The 17,975-nt window shown below is 72.0% G+C and carries 14 protein-coding genes; 6 read left to right on the top strand and 8 right to left on the bottom strand.

Features of this window, described 5'->3' with window-relative positions:
- The first annotated feature begins 19 nt into the window (after positions 1 to 19).
- The 3 genes from HDA40_RS07685 to HDA40_RS07675 are packed head-to-tail and all read left to right on the top strand — an operon-like array spanning position 20 to position 4,214.
- Positions 20 to 2,578, top strand: coding sequence for a DUF4118 domain-containing protein (locus tag HDA40_RS07685; RefSeq protein WP_253753398.1), 2,559 nt, complete (start codon positions 20 to 22; stop codon positions 2,576 to 2,578).
- On the top strand, positions 2,575 to 3,255 hold the full coding sequence (locus tag HDA40_RS07680) for a response regulator (protein ID WP_253753396.1): 681 nt from the start codon (positions 2,575 to 2,577) through the stop codon (positions 3,253 to 3,255). Before HDA40_RS07685 ends, HDA40_RS07680 begins: the two co-directional genes overlap by 4 nt.
- Positions 3,256 to 3,305: 50 nt before the next feature.
- Positions 3,306 to 4,214: an alpha/beta hydrolase gene (locus HDA40_RS07675; RefSeq protein ID WP_253753394.1), complete on the top strand. Its 909-nt coding sequence runs from the start codon at positions 3,306 to 3,308 to the stop codon at positions 4,212 to 4,214.
- On the opposite strand, the gene HDA40_RS07670 is transcribed toward HDA40_RS07675, so the two are convergent.
- The 3 genes from HDA40_RS07670 to HDA40_RS07660 form a co-directional block, all read right to left on the bottom strand.
- Positions 4,191 to 5,381, bottom strand: a complete 1,191-nt coding sequence (locus tag HDA40_RS07670) for a hypothetical protein (protein WP_253753392.1) — start codon at positions 5,379 to 5,381, stop codon at positions 4,191 to 4,193. The genes HDA40_RS07675 and HDA40_RS07670 overlap by 24 nt on opposite strands.
- A gap of 89 nt (positions 5,382 to 5,470) precedes the next feature.
- Positions 5,471 to 6,517, bottom strand: a complete 1,047-nt coding sequence (locus HDA40_RS07665; RefSeq protein ID WP_253753390.1) for an ABC transporter permease — start codon at positions 6,515 to 6,517, stop codon at positions 5,471 to 5,473.
- The gene (locus HDA40_RS07660) at positions 6,514 to 7,239 is read right to left on the bottom strand and encodes an ABC transporter ATP-binding protein (protein ID WP_253753388.1); all 726 of its coding nucleotides are present in this window, start codon (positions 7,237 to 7,239) and stop codon (positions 6,514 to 6,516) included. Before HDA40_RS07660 ends, HDA40_RS07665 begins: the two co-directional genes overlap by 4 nt.
- 89 nt (positions 7,240 to 7,328) lie before the next feature.
- Between HDA40_RS07660 and HDA40_RS07655 the strand changes: the two genes are divergently transcribed.
- Positions 7,329 to 7,985, top strand: a complete 657-nt coding sequence (locus HDA40_RS07655) for a response regulator transcription factor (protein WP_253753386.1) — start codon at positions 7,329 to 7,331, stop codon at positions 7,983 to 7,985.
- Entirely contained in the window at positions 7,975 to 9,084 is a 1,110-nt protein-coding gene (locus HDA40_RS07650; protein WP_253753384.1) for a sensor histidine kinase, read from the top strand. The genes HDA40_RS07655 and HDA40_RS07650 overlap by 11 nt, the downstream gene beginning before the upstream one ends.
- Position 9,085: 1 nt before the next feature.
- On the opposite strand, the gene HDA40_RS07645 is transcribed toward HDA40_RS07650, so the two are convergent.
- Positions 9,086 to 10,468: a serine hydrolase gene (locus tag HDA40_RS07645; RefSeq protein ID WP_253753382.1), complete on the bottom strand. Its 1,383-nt coding sequence runs from the start codon at positions 10,466 to 10,468 to the stop codon at positions 9,086 to 9,088.
- The gene (locus HDA40_RS07640; protein WP_253753379.1) at positions 10,465 to 10,713 is read right to left on the bottom strand and encodes a hypothetical protein; all 249 of its coding nucleotides are present in this window, start codon (positions 10,711 to 10,713) and stop codon (positions 10,465 to 10,467) included. Before HDA40_RS07640 ends, HDA40_RS07645 begins: the two co-directional genes overlap by 4 nt.
- A gap of 206 nt (positions 10,714 to 10,919) precedes the next feature.
- Between HDA40_RS07640 and HDA40_RS07635 the strand changes: the two genes are divergently transcribed.
- The gene (locus HDA40_RS07635; RefSeq protein WP_253753377.1) at positions 10,920 to 11,834 is read left to right on the top strand and encodes a GbsR/MarR family transcriptional regulator; all 915 of its coding nucleotides are present in this window, start codon (positions 10,920 to 10,922) and stop codon (positions 11,832 to 11,834) included.
- A gap of 83 nt (positions 11,835 to 11,917) precedes the next feature.
- Here the strand turns inward: HDA40_RS07635 and HDA40_RS07630 are convergent, their stop codons facing one another.
- From HDA40_RS07630 to HDA40_RS07620, 3 genes are read right to left on the bottom strand one after another with little or no spacing between them, the layout of a single operon-like run.
- Complete coding sequence (locus tag HDA40_RS07630) at positions 11,918 to 12,475, bottom strand: hypothetical protein (protein ID WP_253753374.1); 558 nt, start codon at positions 12,473 to 12,475, stop codon at positions 11,918 to 11,920.
- Between the two features lie 27 nt (positions 12,476 to 12,502).
- Positions 12,503 to 13,414 (bottom strand): S-4TM family putative pore-forming effector, encoded by a 912-nt coding sequence (locus HDA40_RS07625; RefSeq protein ID WP_253753372.1) that lies wholly within the window; start codon positions 13,412 to 13,414, stop codon positions 12,503 to 12,505.
- Between the two features lie 11 nt (positions 13,415 to 13,425).
- Positions 13,426 to 17,925 carry a hypothetical protein gene (locus tag HDA40_RS07620; RefSeq protein ID WP_253753369.1) on the bottom strand — a complete coding sequence of 1,500 codons (4,500 nt, stop codon included), beginning with the start codon at positions 17,923 to 17,925 and terminating at the stop codon, positions 13,426 to 13,428.
- Positions 17,926 to 17,975: the final 50 nt, after the last annotated feature.

Raw genomic sequence — 17,975 nt, 5'->3', positions numbered from 1 at the left:
TCATGAGAAGGAGGATCAGGTGCCACGCGGAACCCTGCGGATCTATCTCGGGGCCGCGCCGGGGGTCGGCAAGACCTACAAGATGCTCGAGGAGGGCAACCGGCGCCGGGAACGGGGGACCGACGTCGTCGTCGGCCTCGTGGAGACGCATGGCCGCAGACTGACCGAGGCGATGATCGGCGACCTGGAGGTCGTCGCGCGCAAGACCATGGCGTACCGCGGGGCGACGTTCACCGAGATGGACGTCGACGCCGTGCTGGCCCGGCGGCCCGCGGTCGCGTTGATCGACGAGTTCGCCCACACCAACGTGCCGGGCAGCCGCAACGCCAAGCGCTGGCAGGACATCACCGAGCTGCTCGACGCGGGCGTCTCGGTGATCACCACGCTCAACATCCAGCACATCGAGTCGTTGAACGACGTCGTCGAGGCGATCACCAAGATCCATCAGCAGGAGACCGTCCCCGACGCCGTCGTCCGGCAGGCGGCCCAGATCGAGCTGGTCGACATGACGGCCGAGGCGCTGCGCAGCCGGATGGCCCACGGCAACGTGTACGGGCCGGAGAAGGTCGACGCCGCGCTCGGCAACTACTTCCGGGTCGGCAACCTCACCGCACTACGGGAACTGGCCCTGCTGTGGCTTGCTGACAAGGTGGACGACCAGCTCGAACGCTATCGGGCCGAGCACAACATCGGCGGCGTCTGGGAAGCCCGGGAACGGGTCGTCGTGGCGCTGACCGGCGGCCCCGAAGGCGACACCCTGATCCGGCGGGCCGGGCGGATCGCCGACCGGACCAAGGGCGCCGAACTGCTCGCCGTCCACGTCGCCCGCAGCGACGGGCTCGCCTCCGGAACCGATCCGGCCAACCTCGCCCGGCAGCGCGTACTGGTGGAGGGGGTCGGCGGCAGTTATCACCAGGTCATCGGCGACGACATCCCGACGGCCCTGCTCGACTTCGCCCGGGCGGTCAACGCCACCCAGCTCGTGCTCGGCGCGAGCCGCCGAGGCCGGTTCGCCCAGATCTTCTCACCCGGCGTCGGCGTCACCACCACCGCCGAGTCCGGGCCGATCGACGTCCACCTCGTGACCCACGAGGAGACCAAGCGCGGTCGCCGCCGATTCTCCGGACGACTCACCTTCGGCAGCGGGTTGACGTGGCGACGCCGGGTCGCGGGTTTCGTCCTGACGGCATTGCTGATGCCGATCCTCACCTTCGCGTTGGACGAGTCCCGCAGCGTGCTGTCCCTGCCCAGCGAGATCTTGATCTTCCTCTCGGCGGTCGTGCTCATCGGCCTCGTCGGCGGGATCTGGCCCGCAGTGGTCGCCGCCGTCGCCAGCTTCCTGGTGCTCAACTACTACTTCACTCCGCCGATCCACGAGTGGACGATCGCCGAGCACGAGAACCTGCTCGCGCTGCTCGTCTTCGTGCTCGTCGCCGTCGCCGTGAGCGCCACGGTCGACCTGGCCGCCCGGCGTACGGCTGAGGCGGCGCGCGCCCGAGCCGAGGCGCAGACGCTGGCCACCGTCGCGGGGAGCGTCCTGCGCGGTGAGCGACCGCTGCCGGCCCTGCTGGAGCAGCTGCGGGAGACGTTCACCCTGGCCAGCGTCACCCTCCTGGAACGCCGCCCGGACACGCCCAGCGCCCCGGACATGCGCCGGGATCCGGCCAAGTGGCAGGTCGCCGCGAGCGTCGGCAACGAGCCCTCGGTCAGCCCGGCCGACGGTGACGTGGACGTGCCGGTCGACGACGATCTCGCGCTCGTCCTCAAGGGACATCCCCTCGACGCGGGCGACCAGCGAGTGGTGGAGGCGTTCGCCGCGCAGGCCGCGACCGCCCTGCGGCAGGAGCGCCTCGCCGCGCAGGCCGCCGCTGCCGGACCGCTCGCCGAGGCCGACCGCGTACGCACGGCGCTGCTCCAGGCCGTCAGCCACGATCTGCGTACGCCGTTGACGTCCGCGAAGGCAGCGGTCGGCAGCCTGCGCAGCCCGGACGTGGAGTTCGCCGACGAGGACCGGCGGGAGCTGCTGGCCGCCGCCGATGAGTCGCTGGACAAGCTGACCCGGCTCGTCGACAACCTCCTCGACATGAGCCGGTTGCAGGCCGGTGCGCTCGGCATGGCCGTTCAGCCGACGAGCGTCGGCGAGGTCGCCGGGCTGGCCCTGCGAGATCTCGGCCCCTCTGCCGCCGCCGTCGAGGTGCACCTGCCGGACGACCTGCCCGAGATCGCCGCCGACCCGGCGCTGCTGGAACGCATTCTGGCCAACCTGTTCGCCAACGCGCTGCGGTTCAGCCCGCCGGACCGGCCGCCGTCGGTCCACGCCAGCGAGTACGACGACCGGGTGGAGATCCGGGTCGTCGACCACGGCCGGGGCATCCGGGCGGAGGACCGGGCGAACGTCTTCCAGCCCTTCCAGCGGCTGGGCGACCGGGACAACACCACCGGCGTCGGGCTGGGCCTGGCGCTGTCGCGTGGACTCGCCGAGGCGATGGACGGCAGCGTCGAACCGCAGACCACCCCGGGCGGGGGTGTCACGATGATCGTGAGCCTGCCTATCGCGCTTCCACAGGGGGATATGTGACCCGGGTCCTCATCGTCGACGACGAGCCGCAGATCCTGCGGGCGTTGCGGATCAACCTGACCGCCCGGCAGTACGAGGTCGTGGTGGCGGCCGACGGCACCCAGGCGTTGCACGCGGCGGCCAACGAACACCCCGATCTCATCGTGCTCGACCTCGGCCTGCCCGACGTCGACGGCGTCGAGGTGATCCGTAAGCTGCGTACGTGGTCGCCGGTGCCGATCATCGTGGTGTCCGGCCGGGCGGGCAGCGCGGACAAGGTCGACGCCCTCGACGCCGGGGCCGACGACTACGTCACCAAGCCGTTCAACATGGATGAGCTGCTTGCCCGCCTTCGCGCCGTCACCCGGCGGCTCGGCGGCACGGAGGCTCCGGCGACCGCGCGCATCGGTGCGTACGAGGTGGATCTGACCGCCCACACCGTGACGGACGCGGCCACCGGCGACACGGTGCACCTCACCCGGACCGAGTGGCTGCTGCTGGAGGCCCTGGTCCGCAATCCCGGGATGCTGATCACCCAGCGTCAGCTGCTCCAGCAGGTGTGGGGCCCGACGTACGCGACGGAGACCCAGTATCTGCGGCAATACCTGGCGCAGCTGCGCCGCAAGCTCGAACCGGATCCGTCGCGACCGCGCCATCTGCTCACCGAGCCCGGCATGGGGTACCGCTTCACGCCGTGATCCAGGTGGTACGGATCAAGGCGGCAGATCCGGGTGGCAGGATGGGCCGAATGGATCAGCTCGCCGACGCCGAACTCGCCGCCTGGCTGGCGGCCTTCCGGGAGAATCCGGGGTCGCCCGCGCGGACGGCCGGGGCGGCGGCGATCCGCAGCGGGCAACGGCAGCGGGCCGCCGCCCGGCCGGCCGGCCCGGACCTGGCCGAGGTCTCCGACCGGAACATCGACGAGGTCGCCGTCCGCGTCTACCGGCCGGCCGAGTCCCGGGCCACCATCGTGTACGCGCACGGCGGCATGTGGGTGATCGGCGACCTGGAATCGCACGACCGGGCGTGCCGGCTGCTCGCCGAGGCCACGAGCGCGACGGTGATCGCCGTCGACTACCGCCGCGCACCAGAGCATCCTTGGCCGGCGGCGGTGGACGACGTCGTGACCGTCCTGCGTCAGGCGATCGAGGCGGGCGGACCCGTGTTCGTCATGGGCGACAGTGCGGGCGGCACCCTCGCCACGCTGGCCTGCCTGCGGCTGCGGGACGAGGGCGCCGCGTTGCCGGACGCCCAGATCCTGGCCTACCCGAACACGGATCTCACGCTCAGCCGGCCCAGTACGCGTACCAAAGCAGCTGGCTGGGCCTTGGCCACCGACGACGTGGCGTGGGGCGCGGAGCTGTGGGTCCCCGACCCCGCGCGGCGGGCCGACCCGCGGGTGAGCCCGCTGTACGCGGATCTGCACGGGCTGCCGCGCGCGATCGTGGTCACGGCCGAACACGATCCGCTGCGCGACGAGGGCGACGAGTACGCCGACCGCCTCCAGCGCGCCGGGGTGCCGACCCTGCACCGGTGTGAGGCCGGGCTGGTCCACGGGTTCCTCACGATGGACCTCGTCTCGCCCGCGTGCGCAGCCGCCGCCCGCCGCCTCTTCACCGACCTCACCACCCTGTCAGAAGGCTCCGGCGGTGACTGAGATCGCCATCCGGTTGCCGGCGTACTCGGTGACCGTCCACAGCTCGTCGGTGCTGCTGCGGTAGGTCAGATCCTCGTTGCCGATCGGCAGCGAGTCGTAGTTCATCGCCACCGATCCGCCCGGCTTCCAGGTCGCCAGGTCGCCCTCGTTGGCGTCGCCGTCGCTTGTGGACAGGAAGTACTTGCCGTTGAGGCTGAGCGCGCCCTGCATCGAGGTGACGTCCACCCGGTACGCCCAGCTCGCCGTCGCGTCGGTGGTGGAACCGCTGTCGTAGGCGAGTTCGCGATCGGTGTAGTCGATGTTCCACCGCACCAGCCGGGTTCCGGCGCCGGGGTACGCGTACTCGCCGACCAGGATGCTGTCCGGCGCGGTGGTGCGGTCCAGCGAGACGAACGAGAACGTCAGCGAGGCCGACCCGACCTGGTCGTACGCCAGCGCCTGCGGCAGGACGTACTTGTACCCGTAGGCCTGGTAGCTGCCGTCGGACTGGCGTCCGCACGCGGTGGAGCTGGACGTCGAGGTCTGCCAGAGGTGGTTCAGGTCGAAGACCCGCAGCCCCTTCGTGGTGTCGGCGATGTAGAGGTGGTGGCCGTACCAGAAGATGCCGCCCGCGTGCACGTTGATCGCGCGGAAGGAGTGCACGCCGCCCGAGGTGTAGGGCTCGACGAGCAGCACGTGGCGATACTTCGGGGTCAGCGGGTCGGTGCGGTCGACGAAGCTGACCCGTACGCCCTTCTCCCCGTCCACGCCGGTGGAGTACCAGCTGACGAGCACCGCCTTGCGGTCCTCGTAGAGCCCGTCGGCGTACGCGTCGGAGCTGGTCGTGATCCCTTGCGGGGTCCACTCGGCGGTGCCGTCGTCGCCGCTGTCGAAGTGGAATCCCGCGGCGAAGTTGGTGACCAGCCCGGCGCCCTCGCTCGCGGTGATCCGGGTGGCGGTGCGGTTGGCGTCGTCGAGGACGTGCTGGACGGTGACGTTCGGCAGGGCGGCGTCCAGTCCGGCGATGGCGGTGGCGTACGCACCGGCGCGGCGGCGCAGCTTGAAAGCGGTCCGGTCGATGGAGGCGGGGGCGGCGGCGGCCGAGCCGGGCACGATCAGGGCTCCGGCGGCGGCGGCGATCGGGGCGGCCATCAGTCCGTTGAGGACAGATCGGCGGGAGATCAACATTGAAGCACTGTAGTGGATCAATGGATGGCCGCGCCAGAGTGGCTGAGCCCGCCGGGTCGGGTCAGCGTCCGACCCGGCGAGAAGAACCGTCAGCCGCCGTGGCGGCGCAGCCGATGGAACGCGTACGCGCACAGCACGGCCGTGATGCCGGCGTACACGCCGAACTCCCACCACTGGAACGTCCAATAGCGATCGCCCGGCTGGTACGCGACGGCCTGGTGGTAGGTCTGGCCGAGCCGGACGACGCAGTCGTGCATCTGCTGGGCCGCCTCGGCCGGGACCGGTCCCGCTGCTTTGCCGCCGCCGCCTTGTCCAACGGTCGGGCAGGTCGAGCGGAACACTGCGTCGGTGAGCGGCTTGCCGGCCCCGTCGACCACGTCGGCCGACCGGACCCACGCGTTCGGCAGGTCCGGTGGCGGCGGTTGCAGACTCGCCTTCGGGATGCCGAGGAGGATGTTGCCGCCGGAGCCGTAGCCGGTGCGATCCGGGTCGAGGGCGAACGCCGTCTTCTCCGGCGTGGCGGCCAGCGGCCGGATCCGGCTGGTCACCGCGATCCGCACGGCCAGTACGCCGCCGAACGTCAGGGCCATGGCCGGCAGCGTCCGGCGCGTCGCCAGTCCCAGCGTCAGGCCGATGGCGAGGGCGAACATCGCGTACCCGACGGGCACGAGGTCGCGCTGGTCGAAGGTTCCGTAGACGGCGGCTGCCGCCTTGTCCAGCGGCTCCGCCCACCATGTGACGAGCAGGCTCAGCAGTCCAGTGAGCACGACGGTCGCGGCCCCGACGACGCCCAGCTTCACCGTGAGCCACCGCGTCCGGCTGATGCTCTGCGTCCAGACCAGCCGGTGCGTACCGGTCTCGACCTCGCGGGCCACCATCGGCGCGCCCCAGAACGCGCCGATCAGAGCGGGCGTCACGAGGACGATGAGCCCGACCGCCGTGCTCAACGGTGCGTTGCCGTGCACGAAGGTGAGCAGCGCCGGGCAGTCGGGGTCGTCTCCGCAGGCCCGTTGGGCGGCGGCGGCCGCGGCGACCAGGTGCGACCGCGTTGCGAGGACCAGGGCGGCGACGGCGAGGAGCCCGATCGCGGCGGTCCACGCCGACGCGCGGAACTGTCGGAGGGCGAGCCTGATCATGAGTTCGGCGTCCTTTCCGCGGCGGCCTGGGTGAGCTGGTCGAGCACGATGCGCTCCAATTCGGCCGGCGATCCGCACAGCTCGGCGATGGCGGAGGCAAGCCGAACCCGGCCGCCCGCGAGCACCACGACCTGCGTACAGACGTGGGCCAGATCGGCGACCAGGTGCGTGGAGAGCACGACGGCGGTGCCCGCGGCCGTGGCGGCGGCCGCGGTCTCGTCCAGGAACGCCCGTCGCGCGAGCGGGTCGAGGGCGGCCACCGGCTCGTCGAGGATCAGCAGGTCGGGCCGTTTCGACAGGGCGATGGTGAGGGCCAGTTGAGCCCGCTGACCTCCGGAGAGCCCGCCGGCCCGCTGCCGCAGCGGCAGACCCAGCCGGTCGATCCGGCTCGCCGCGGCGACGGCGTCCCAGCGGTGCGGATTCAGCCCGGCGCCCAGGTTCAGGTGGTCGGCGACGGTGAGGCCGGCGTAGGTCGGCGCGTCCTGCGCGACGAACCCGACCCGGCCGGAGCGCATCACCGTGGCGGGCGGGCCGCCCAACACCCGGACCGCGCCTGACGTCGGCGGCAGCAGGCCGACGATCAGCTGCAACAAGGTGGACTTGCCCGCGCCGTTCGGCCCGACCAGACCGACGATCGCACCCTCGGGCACGGCCAGCGTGCAGTCGTGCAACGCCCATCGCCGCCGGTAACGCTTGGCGAGGGCCTCGGTTTCCAGGATCATGCCGTCGAGTTCTACGCGGAGCCGGGTGACAGCCCGGTCACACGGCCGCTGTCACCTCGGTGTCACCTGCGGGCTGGCATGCTGGGCCGATGCGCGTACTGGTCGCGGAGGACCACCGGCTGCTCGCCGAGACGATCGGGACCGGGCTGCGCCGCGAGGGCATGGCGGTCGACGTGGTGACCGACGGCGGCGAAGCGCTGCACCGGCTGGCCGCCACGGCGTACGACGTGCTGGTGCTCGACCGTGGGCTGCCGGTCGTCTCCGGCGACGACGTCTGCCGCCAGGTCGGCGCGCGCGGGCTGCCCGCCCGCGTCCTGATGCTCACTGCGGCGGGCACGCTCACCGACCGCGTCGCCGGGCTCGACCTCGGCGCCGACGACTACCTGACCAAGCCGTTCGACTTCCCGGAACTGGTCGCCCGGGTCCGCGCGCTCGGCCGGCGCTCCGTCGCGCCGGTGCCGCCGGTGTTGCGGATCGGCGACGTCGAACTCGATCCGGCCCGCCGGACGATCACCCGGTCCGGGCGACCGGTGCCGCTCACCGCCAAGGAGTTCACGCTGCTGGCGTACCTGATGGCCCGGCCCGGCCGGGTGGTGTCCACGGAGGAACTGCTCGACCACGTGTGGGACGAGGCGGCCAACCCGTTCACCACCACGGTGAAGACCACGCTCGGCCGGCTGCGGGCCAAACTCGGCCCGCCGCCGATCATCACCACGATCCGGGAAGGCGGCTACCGTGCAGGCTGACCGGCCGCGGCTGCGTACGCGGCTCGCAGTGCTCTATGCCCTGACCGCCGTCGTCCTCGGCGCGGGACCGGTGGCCGTCGCCGGCCTCGGCGCCTGGTCCGGCGGCTCCACGCGGGAATACGGCGCTCCGCCCGGACCCCCCGACAACACCCTGGCCGTGCTCCTCGCCGCGCTGCTCGGACTGCTCGTGGTCGCCCTCGCCGCCGGTCCCATCGGGTGGCTGCTCGCGGGCCGCGCGGTCCGCCCGCTCCACGAACTCACCACCGCCGCCGGGGGCGCGGCCCCGGATCGGCTGCCCGGCCACGGCGAACTCGGCAAATACCAGGAGTACGCCGACCTGTCCGCCACGTTGACCAGCTTGTACGCCCGCCTGGACAGCGCGTACGCCGCCCAGCGGCGGTTCGTCGCCGACGCCTCCCACGAGCTGCGTACGCCGTTGACCGTCCAACGTGCCCTGATCCAGGTCAAGCTCGCCGACCCCGAAGCGGACGCGACGTCCCTCCGCGCGGTGTGCGAGGAGGTGCTCCGTCTCGGGGACCAGCAGGAGCGGCTCGTCGGGGCCCTGCTGGCATTGGCGCAGGGAGAGCAGCGCCCGGTGGCCGCCGAACCGGTCGACCTGGCCCGGCTCGTCGCCGACGCGGTGGCCGCCCGCCGCTCCGCCGCCGAGAGCCGGGGCCTCACCGTACGCACGGACATCCAGCCGGCACTGGTGTCCCGGGCCGATCCGACCCAGCTGTCCAGCCTGATCGGCAACCTGCTCGACAACGCCGTCACCTACAACGTGGCCGGTGGTCGGATCGACCTCGCCACTCGCTTCGCCGCCGGGCGTACGGTCCTCACCGTCGCCAACACCGGGCCGATCGTGCCGCCCGACGCGGTCGGCCGGATCATGCAGCCGTTCCAGCGCCTCAGCCCCCATCTTCAGGCCGATCGGCAGCCGGCCGATCGTCCGCAGACCGCGAACTCCGGGCTGGGACTGGCGATCGTCCGTGCCATCGCCGGCAGCCACGGCGCCGACCTCCAGGTTCGCCCCAATGCGGACGGTGGGCTCACCGTCACAGTCGGCTTCCCGCGGCCTGAGCCCTATTCGGGAGCCTGAGTCACTCGACGCGCGGGTGCACCCGGCAGTTGGTGTGCAGGTACTGCGCTCTACCGGTACCGCTGGCGAAGTCGTAGATCGCGACCGTCTGGGTGTCCTCCAGTTCGTCGGTCGGCGGCATCAGGAAATGCGTCTCGCTGACGGCCAGCAGCTCATACGTGACCCGATCGGGCTTGCCGAGGAACTCCGCCTGCATCGGATCGATCCCGAGGGTCAGGTGGAGCCTGCCGTCCTCCGCGGTCACCTCGAACCGCGCGCCGGGGCGCTCGTAGACCCCGGCGTACCGGGTCGGGTCGAGGATCAGCGCCGGGTCGGGGGCCGGGAGATCCGGGACGCCTGGCAAGCCGAGGTCGGCCAGGATCTCGGTGAACGCCTTGCGGTAGAAGCTTTCCCGGGGTCCGCCGTTGGTCAGCAGCACGATGGCCGTGTCCGCCTCGGGCAGGATGCGCAGCCGGGAGTTCTGCCCGATCGTGCTGCCGTCGCTGGCGTACACGGTCTGGCCGTGCCAGTCGCACACGATGAGCCCGAGCGCCCACTCCGGTCCGAACATGTAGGGGTCGGGCACGGGCACCCGCGACTCCTTCATCTCCCGGACGCGCTCCGCCGAGAGGATGCGCTTTCCGGTGGGCGCCAACCCTTCGGTGAGGATGACGTGCGCCATCGCGAGCACCTCCCGGACCGTCGAGGTGACGTTGCCGCCGGGGCCGAAGGCGCGCGGCAGGTAGTCCACCGGCGTGACGATCGGGTCCTCCGTCAACGACACGGTGAGGTGACCGGTCGCCGCCCGGCTCTCGTCGACCTGCTCGCGCCGGCTGCCGGTACCGGTCAGCCCCAGCGGACCGAAGACCCGGTCGCGCATGACGTCATCCCAGCGCTTGCCGTCGTGGACCTCCAGGATGCGGGCGAGGACGGCGTACCCCAGGGCAGCGCTGTAGCCGTGCGTGTGACCGAGCGGGAAGACCTGCGGCGCATCGGCGATCGCATCGACCATTCGCTCGTAGACGTCGTCGTCCTCGCCGGGATCGCCGTACGCCTCCTCGATCCCGTTGGTGTGCTGGAGCAGGTGCCGCGGGGTCACCGTGGCGCTGACCTCGGGATCGGCGACCGCGAAGCCGGGCAGGTAGGTGCGTACCGGGGTGTCGAGGTCCACCGCGCCCTCGTCGACGAGTTGCAGGAAGGCCAGCGCGGTCCAGGTCTTCGTCATCGATCCGCACTGGTAGACGGTGTCCGCCGTCGCGGGCTCCCCCGTGACCACGTTCTTGACGCCGACCGCGAACTCGGTCAGCTCGCCCTCGCGGAGTACGCCGATCGCCGCGCTCGGGATGGCGTACGCGGTGAGCAGGTCGCCGATCCGGGCGGACAGGCCGGGCAGGTCGATCGTCATCGGGGGAGCCCGACCGCGTTCGCGGCGTCCGCCTCGGCATACTCCGTCGTCGCGTACGCACCGGTGAAGCTCTCGAAGAAGTCCCGTACGCCGGCGACGGAATCGTGCGTGATCACGTTCACCGCCTTGGCCCCGTCCTTGCTGGCGACCGCCAGCACCCACTTCGCACCCTTGGGCAGCTTCGAGTGCGCCTTCTTCAGCGCGCCCCAGAACTTGGCGTCGTCCGAGACGGTCGACACGGCCATCACATGCATCATGGTTTCCTTTCCGACGTTCCCCCCGGAGGTTTCCGGCTACGGAAAAGCTACGTTGCGTTTCAGGAGTGAGCAACGCAGGGAAGCAAGAAAAGCCTTGCTGAAAGCCAATCATTGCAACAGAATTGTCGATGAACGCAACATCAAGCCACGGCCGTTGCACTGTACTGTGAGTGAACGCACGAGAGGGGACGCCAGTGCCGGGAGCCAGGCTGACGCCGGAGGACCGCCGCCAGATCGCGCTCTGGCTCGCCGACGACCTCGGGTACGCCGAGATCGGCCGCCGCCTCGGCCGCCCGACCTCCACGATCAGCCGCGAAGTCGCGCGCAACGGCGTACCCGGGGATTATCTGGCCGACCACGCGCAGGAAGCCGCCGGCGACCGGGCGCGGCGGCGCAAGCCCGCGCGACCGCCCGAGCCCACCGCCGCCGGGACGGAACCAGCCCGCGAGTTCGTGGACGAGTTCGCGGTCCTGCTGGCCGCGACCGGACTGCCACGGATGACCGCGCGGGTGTTCGTCTGCCTGCTCACCGCGGACGCTGCCGGTCTGACCTCGGCGGACCTGGTCGCCCGGTTGCACGTGAGCCCGGCCTCGGTGTCGAAGTCGATCGCCTACCTCGAAACCATGGACCTCGTCGTCCGCCGACCAGACGTCAGCGGCCGACGTGAGCGGTACGGCATCGACGACGACGTCTGGCTCAGGGCGTGGCAGGCCGACACGGGCGCGCACACCGAGATCGCGACCGCCACCCGGCGCGGCATCGAGATCTTCGGCGAGGGCACGACGGCCGGGGCCCGGCTAGCCCGGATGGGCCAGTTCTTCGGCCGCCTCAGCGAGCACATGAGCGGCAGCACGCTCGCCGAGTCCGTCGTCTACGACGCACTGACCGTGCTCGCCGCCCTGATGTACGCCGCCCGCCCGCTCACTCCGGCCGACCTCGCCGCCGCGCTCGGCTGGCCGCCGGAGCGGGCGACCGCCGCCCTCGACGCGATCGACGGGCAACCCGCGATCGCCGATCCCTTTGCGCTGCAAGCGATCGGGGCCACCTACTCGCTCATCCCGCGACCGGACCGCCTCACTCCCGCCCAACGCCACGCGCTCGCACCGTGAGCCGCCGCGAGCACCGTGATAGTTGCGCCGGCCATGCTGCTTGGGCCGACGAATCGCCGCCCGAAACGTGGCTGGCGCAATGATCACGCGAACTCGGCGAAGGCGTAGACGATGAGGAAGAGGAAGGGGAGCGCGCCGCAGATCCAGCTCACGGCGGCGACTCCGGCGACGACGCCGTGAGTTCTAGGGGCAGCGGGGCGGGGGAACAGCCCGCCCGCCAGCGCGACGGCGGCGAAAGCAGGGAGCGTCGCGATCAACCAGGTCAGATATGCGCCCTTCGAGCCGCCGCCCCGATTGCCGCTGAAGTAGTCGGCCACGATGTCGCCGAAGAACCAGGCGAGCGCGGCCACCAGCACCCCATGCCCCAGCACGAGGCCGGCGTTCCGCCAGCCCAGCCGCGCCGACCGGCCCACTCGGCGCGCCCAGGGTGACAGCGCGAGCGTGCCGACCGGCACCGCGAACGCGTACCAGCTGATCAATAGGAAGCCGACGTCCTGCCATCGCTCGCGGGCCTCGCGGAGCGCGGCGACGTCGTCGGCCGCCAGGGCGACTCCGACGGTGGCAGCCACGGACGCGGCCAGGGCCGCGATGCTCAAGCTGATGCGCAGGTGACGGTACGCGGGCGTGGGGGTCTCGCTCACGGCAAGATCGTACGCAGCCCGGTCGCGTTACGGGACGCGAGTGGCGAGGGTGCCCGCCAGCTCGTCCATCATCGCCTTGAAATCGGCGCGGTCGCCGGCCCGGTACCGCAGGAAGAACCAGTCCGGTACGCGCGGCGTCCGCTGCCGGGTGAGGTAGATGACGTCCTGCACCTGCCGGGCGAACCCAGCGAGGTCGACGCCGGGCGTGCGGATGGACTCGCGGACGCGGTCGCGCATGATGCGCAGCGCCCGGCCCCGTTCCTCCGCGACGTCCCGCTGGCTGCGGAAGATGTCGAGGCCGAGCAGGATCGCGCCCAGCGACGGCACGTACCACCGCAGCACGACGTCGCCGACGGTCAGCCCGGTCCAGGCGCCGATGACGACGCCGAGGACGGACCACGCGACGACCCCGCTGAGCACCACGTACGCGTACCGGCGGCGGACTCGGATGCCCCAGCCCAGGTTCTGCTGCTGGCAGGCCACCACGTCGTAGGGGGCGGGCAGGTCGGGGACCTCGTAGTAGTGCTCGATCATGTCCTGGCGGCCCCGATACCGAGTGCTCAGCCGATTGATCTCCTCGTGGCCGACCTGGTCGCCGGCGATGACCGGGTTCCAGGGCAGCCGGAACAGGCGTACGTCCAGCATCTCCTGCAGGACGGCGGCCCGGCGCAACTCGTTGTCGGCCCAGGAGACCAGGCCCACCGAATAGATCACGGCCCACAGCGCGCCGATGATCGTGAGGGCGGTGGCGACGTCGACGAAGGTGGCGGCGAGGCTGGACGCCGCGATCCCCAGGGACAGCACGGTCTGGGCGAGGTCGAGCCGCTGCGCCCGTTTGTGGGACACGGACATCGCCCGGAGCAGGGCGTGGATCTCCGGATCTTTCTGCCGAGCCAGAATCGTGGGCTGCTGTGTGGTCAACCGCGTCTCCAGATCCATGAGTAGGCCGGTCAGCGGCGCAGGGTCTCCAGCGTCCGCCGGGATGCCTTCAATTCCGCGTCATAGCGGACCGAGTCGCGTTCGGCGAGGATGCGGTGGAGCTCGACGGCCTGCCGGGCCGCATCGCGACGGTCGGGCAGGGTCTTGCGGCCGGCGCGCACCTCGGCGAGGTTGCGCAGGGCCACGGCGTGATCGTGCTGGTACCGCCGGTCGTCCCGCGCCATCGAGTCGTAGAGTCCCACGAGGCGCAGGGTCACCTCGTACTGCCGTTCCTTCTGGTGCAACTCGTTCAGGCACAGCGCGGCCTGGAGGAGGATCTGGCCGAGCCGTGCCCGGTCGGCGACCGTCGCCGGTGGTACGCGCTCCAGGGCCTCGGCGGCCGCCTCGGCCGACAGCAGGGCATCCGTCCACGCGTCGAGCCGGGCCTGCCGGTGGGACAGGTCGAGCAGCGCACCCGCGTACTCGGTTAGGTAGCGGGCCGGGTCGTCGGCGGCGAGCAGCCGGTACTCGTCGGCGGCTTCGCGCGCGGCGTCCGCGGCGGCGTCCCGGCTGGCCGCTTCACGGCCGCTGCTCGCGAGGTACTCCGACAGGTCCCGCAGGCACACCGCGATCTCCGCCATGCCGTCGACCCGGGAGAACTCCTTGAGCAGCCGGGCCTGCGCCACGGACTCCTGCGCCGCCGGCAACGCCTCCTCGGCTCCGGCTGCCTCGGCCTGCCGCTTGGCCGACCGGCGCAACGCCCGGACCAGTTTGCGCATCTGCTCGGGGTTGCCGCCCATCGCGACCGGTCGACGGTGCGCGACCGCCTGCTCGGCGTACGAGCGGGCCAGGTCGCGGCCCAACGCGTCGGTCGGCAGATCGGCGACCGCGTCGAGGGTGTCGGCCAGGTCGGCCGGATCGCGGGCGTCCCCGTCGCCGGTCGCCTCCCGATGCAAGGCGACCGCCCGTTCGGCGGCGGCGGCCGCCTCCGCGCCCCGGTTCGTCTCGGCGTAACAGGTGCACAGGAGCATGGCGACCGCGGTCCGCTCGTCGAGCCACGGTCGGGCCGGGCGCTGATCGGCGGCGTACTCGGTGGTGGCCCGGCGCGCGTACGCGATGGCGGTATCCCAGTTGCGGAAGGCGGCGAAGCAGCGCGCGGCCTCGTGCAGGGCGACCGCGTACGGGCCTCGGTAGACGTCCGGTTCGCGGGGACCGAACTGGTCGTACAGGACGACGATTCGGGCCGCGACGTCCGCCGCGTCCTTCGGCCGGTTCGCGCCCATCAGCAGATCCCGGTGCAGGCTGAGGGCCCGGACCTGGTCCGTCGCCGGGATGTCCGCCGGATCTGTCTCCACCGCGCGGGAGACGAGGGTGAGGCTCTCGTCGCGCCGGCCGAGGTGGCTGAGCGCCACGGCCGCGTTGGTATAGGCGGCGGCCAGGATCCGGTTCGCCGCACCGCCGTCGCCCGGCCGTCCCGGGGCCGACTGCGTCGACAGCAACCCGATCGCCTGCTGCGCGATCTGGGCGGCTTCGGTGTGCTGGTCGCGGGTGGCGTGGATCGCGGCCCGGTTGACCAGTGCGGCGGCGAATTCGGTCCGGAGCTCAGTCCGTCCATCGTGGAGCGCCCGGGTGTACGCCGTCAGCGCCTGATCAGCGGAGTGGGCGGCTTCCCGCCAGCGACCGGCCTCGGCCAGCCGCAGGCTCAAGGTGTGCTGGGCCAAAGCCAGTTCGGCGAGGACCGAACCCGGGGCGGCCTTGTTCGCCTGGGCCAGTGCCTCGATGGCCTCGGTGGCGGCGTCGAGCGCGGCGGCGGGCTGCCCGGCCTCGCTGAGCCGGACCGACAGCGCCATCGCCGCCGATGCCAGGGCCGGCAGCTGCGTGGCGGGATCCGCCTCGGCCGCTTCACGGCACAACCGCAGCGACCGCCGCAGCGCGTCCAGGGCGGCTTCGGCTCCCCGCAGCTGGAGCTGTGCCCGGGCGACCGCGTCCAGGCAGTCGATCAGCAGCGGCCGGGCCGTGGCGGGTTCGACGGCGTACATGCGCTGGGCGGCCCGCACGGCGTCCTCGCGCGCGGCCAGCGAGGCTGTGGCCTGCCCGTCGTCCCAGAGCACCTCGGCCAGCTGGGACGCGGCGTCCACGAGCCGGCCCGAAAGGTCGAACCGTGCGTCGGCCGTCGACTCGCCGTCGACCAGCACATCCAGTACGCCGACCGCTTCCCGCAGCGCCGCCTCAGCACCCGGCAGATCGCCTGCCTGGACGGCGTACGCGGCCTGCGTGGTCAACGCGTCCGCCAGCTCGGGGCGTCCGTGCGTACCGGTCGCCTCGGCGAGCGTGCGGTAGACGCCGGCGGCCTGCCCGGCGAGGTCCGCAGCAGCGATCGGCCGCCCGGCCCCGGCCTGCAGCCGGGCGTACAACTGACGGCTCTCGGCCAACGAGATCACGTAGCCCGCGCCGCGGTCGCCGGATTCGACGAGCCACTGATACTGCTCGACGGCCCGACCGGCGAGATCTGCGGCAGCCGTCGCCGAACCGACCTCGGATCGGAGCACGGCGTACGCCGCGAGCTGTGCAGCGAGCGCGGGCCGAACCCGATCCTGGCCCTCCTCCACGGCGACCTCGTACGCCGCGATCAGCCGTTCGTGCAGCCGCCGGGCGACCTCGGCGAGCGGCCCGGCGGTCGGCGGCACCCGGTCGAGCAGCGTCCGGCAGAGGTCGTCGGTGAGATCGCTGTCCGGGTCGTCGACGATCCGCTCCACGATGGTCAGTGCGGCCGGCTGTGCGTACGCCGCCTCGATCAGTGCGGGGCCGAGTTCGCGTACGCGGTCGCCGGCGAGCTTGGCCACCCGGTCGAGCAACGCGGCGTCCTCCGTGGCCAACAGCAGGGACAACGCCCGGCGGGCCTGCTCGGGTTCCACCGAGGGCAGCATCGCCTCCAGCAGCGACGACCCCGTCCAGCTCTGTGCGATGTGTTCCAGCAGCAGCGGCCGGGGCCGCAGCGTGCCCCAGAACGTTCCGTCGGCGTCGTCGGGCGGATAGAGCCCGCGAATCCAGGCCGCCGTCTCACCGATCGCTGACTCCGCGACTCCACGCATCGTCATCCGCAGGGTCTGCACGGCGGTCGCCTCGTCGGCCGCCCCGAACAGCAGAGCCGCCGCCAACGCCGCGGACCACGACGTCTTCGCGTCGGCCGGGAGCGTCTCGGTCGCTTGTCGCCATCGGAACTCCTCCTCGTCGAGCAGTACGCCGACCGCCGAGCGCCGATCGTCCGGCGCCCCGGTCAGCAGGCTCGCGAGCGCGGCCACGTGGAGCTGGAGCGCGTCGCCGGCGTCGGGGGTGGTGGCGTACCGGCGTGCGCCGGCGACGAGCCAGCCGTCGGGTCCGGGCAGCCACGGCTCGGGCGGCAGGGACAGCAAGCCGCCGAAGGCGACGGTCGCCTCGGTGAGCCGCTGCGCCATCGCCTCCGCGTCGGCGGCGATCGGGTCGAGCCGGTGCACCCGGTCCTCGAACAGGATGTCGAGGGCCGGATCGGGTGGCAGCGACGGATCGGCGGCCAGCAGGAGCACTCGCACCCGGCCGCCCGTCGGCAGCACCGTCCGGGCGAGCGCGGTGATCGCCGGCAGGTGCCGATCCGCGTCGGCGATGAGGAACACCGGCATCCGGGAGTGCGCCACGCCCTCCAGCCAATCCTCGGCCGGCCGGTCGGCGAGTTCGCCCACGGCCCACCCGGTGTCGCGCAGGCTGTCCGCGACGTGGCGGGCGAGCCGCCGTTTGCCCTGCCCGGCCGGCCCGACCAGCAGGGCGGCGGAGCTGGGACGCCGTTCGGCGCACCACTGAAGGATCTGGTGCGTCAGCAGTTCCCGGCCGTGCAGCGGGACGACCTCGTGTTCCGGCAGCAGCAGCGTGGCGGCCCGGCTGGCGTCCAGGTCCGGTCGCCAGCGCCGGATCGTCCCGGCGAGTTCGACGGGTTCGACGCGGATCCGCCGTCCGGCCGCCTGGTCGACGATCGCCCGGAAGTCCTCGTCGGCCAGGAGCGGGGCGACCGGCCGCACCAGGGGCCGGCGCCCGGGCTCACCGGGGCGGGCCAGCACGCCCACCAAGATCTGTCCACTATATACAGCAGTACCGGCGGGCAATTGATCGGTGAGAGCGGGCCGGCATTCTCGCGAACCGTCCGGAAGGGTGGCCGAATTATTGATCTCGATCGCGACCGGATGATCTCCGTCCACCTCCGACGTGATCCATTGGTCACTACTCGTGAGTACGCCCCATCGGGTGACGAACGCACTATTCACCCATTCGTGATCGATGATCTCTAATAGCGCGACCGCGGATTCCGCGCCGCTGCGCGGCCAGATCCGTTCGGCGGCGTACCGGTGGTCCGAGCCGGCCGGCGTGACCGTCGGCGCGGCGCCCGGAGGGCAGGCATCCGCGCTGGTCAGAACGATGCGCGGGGCGATCAGTACGCCCGCGGCGGCGTACGGGGAGCCGTCGGCGGTCCCGATCCGGACGCGGCCGCGGTCTGCTTCGGACATCGAGAACCTGCTTCCGAGAGAACGTCGGTGACGCTCATGCCGACGCGTAT

The sequence above is a fragment of the Hamadaea flava genome (assembly GCF_024172085.1).
Lineage (GTDB): Bacteria > Actinomycetota > Actinomycetes > Mycobacteriales > Micromonosporaceae > Hamadaea > Hamadaea flava.
This window is presented reverse-complemented; position numbering and strand designations above follow the sequence as displayed.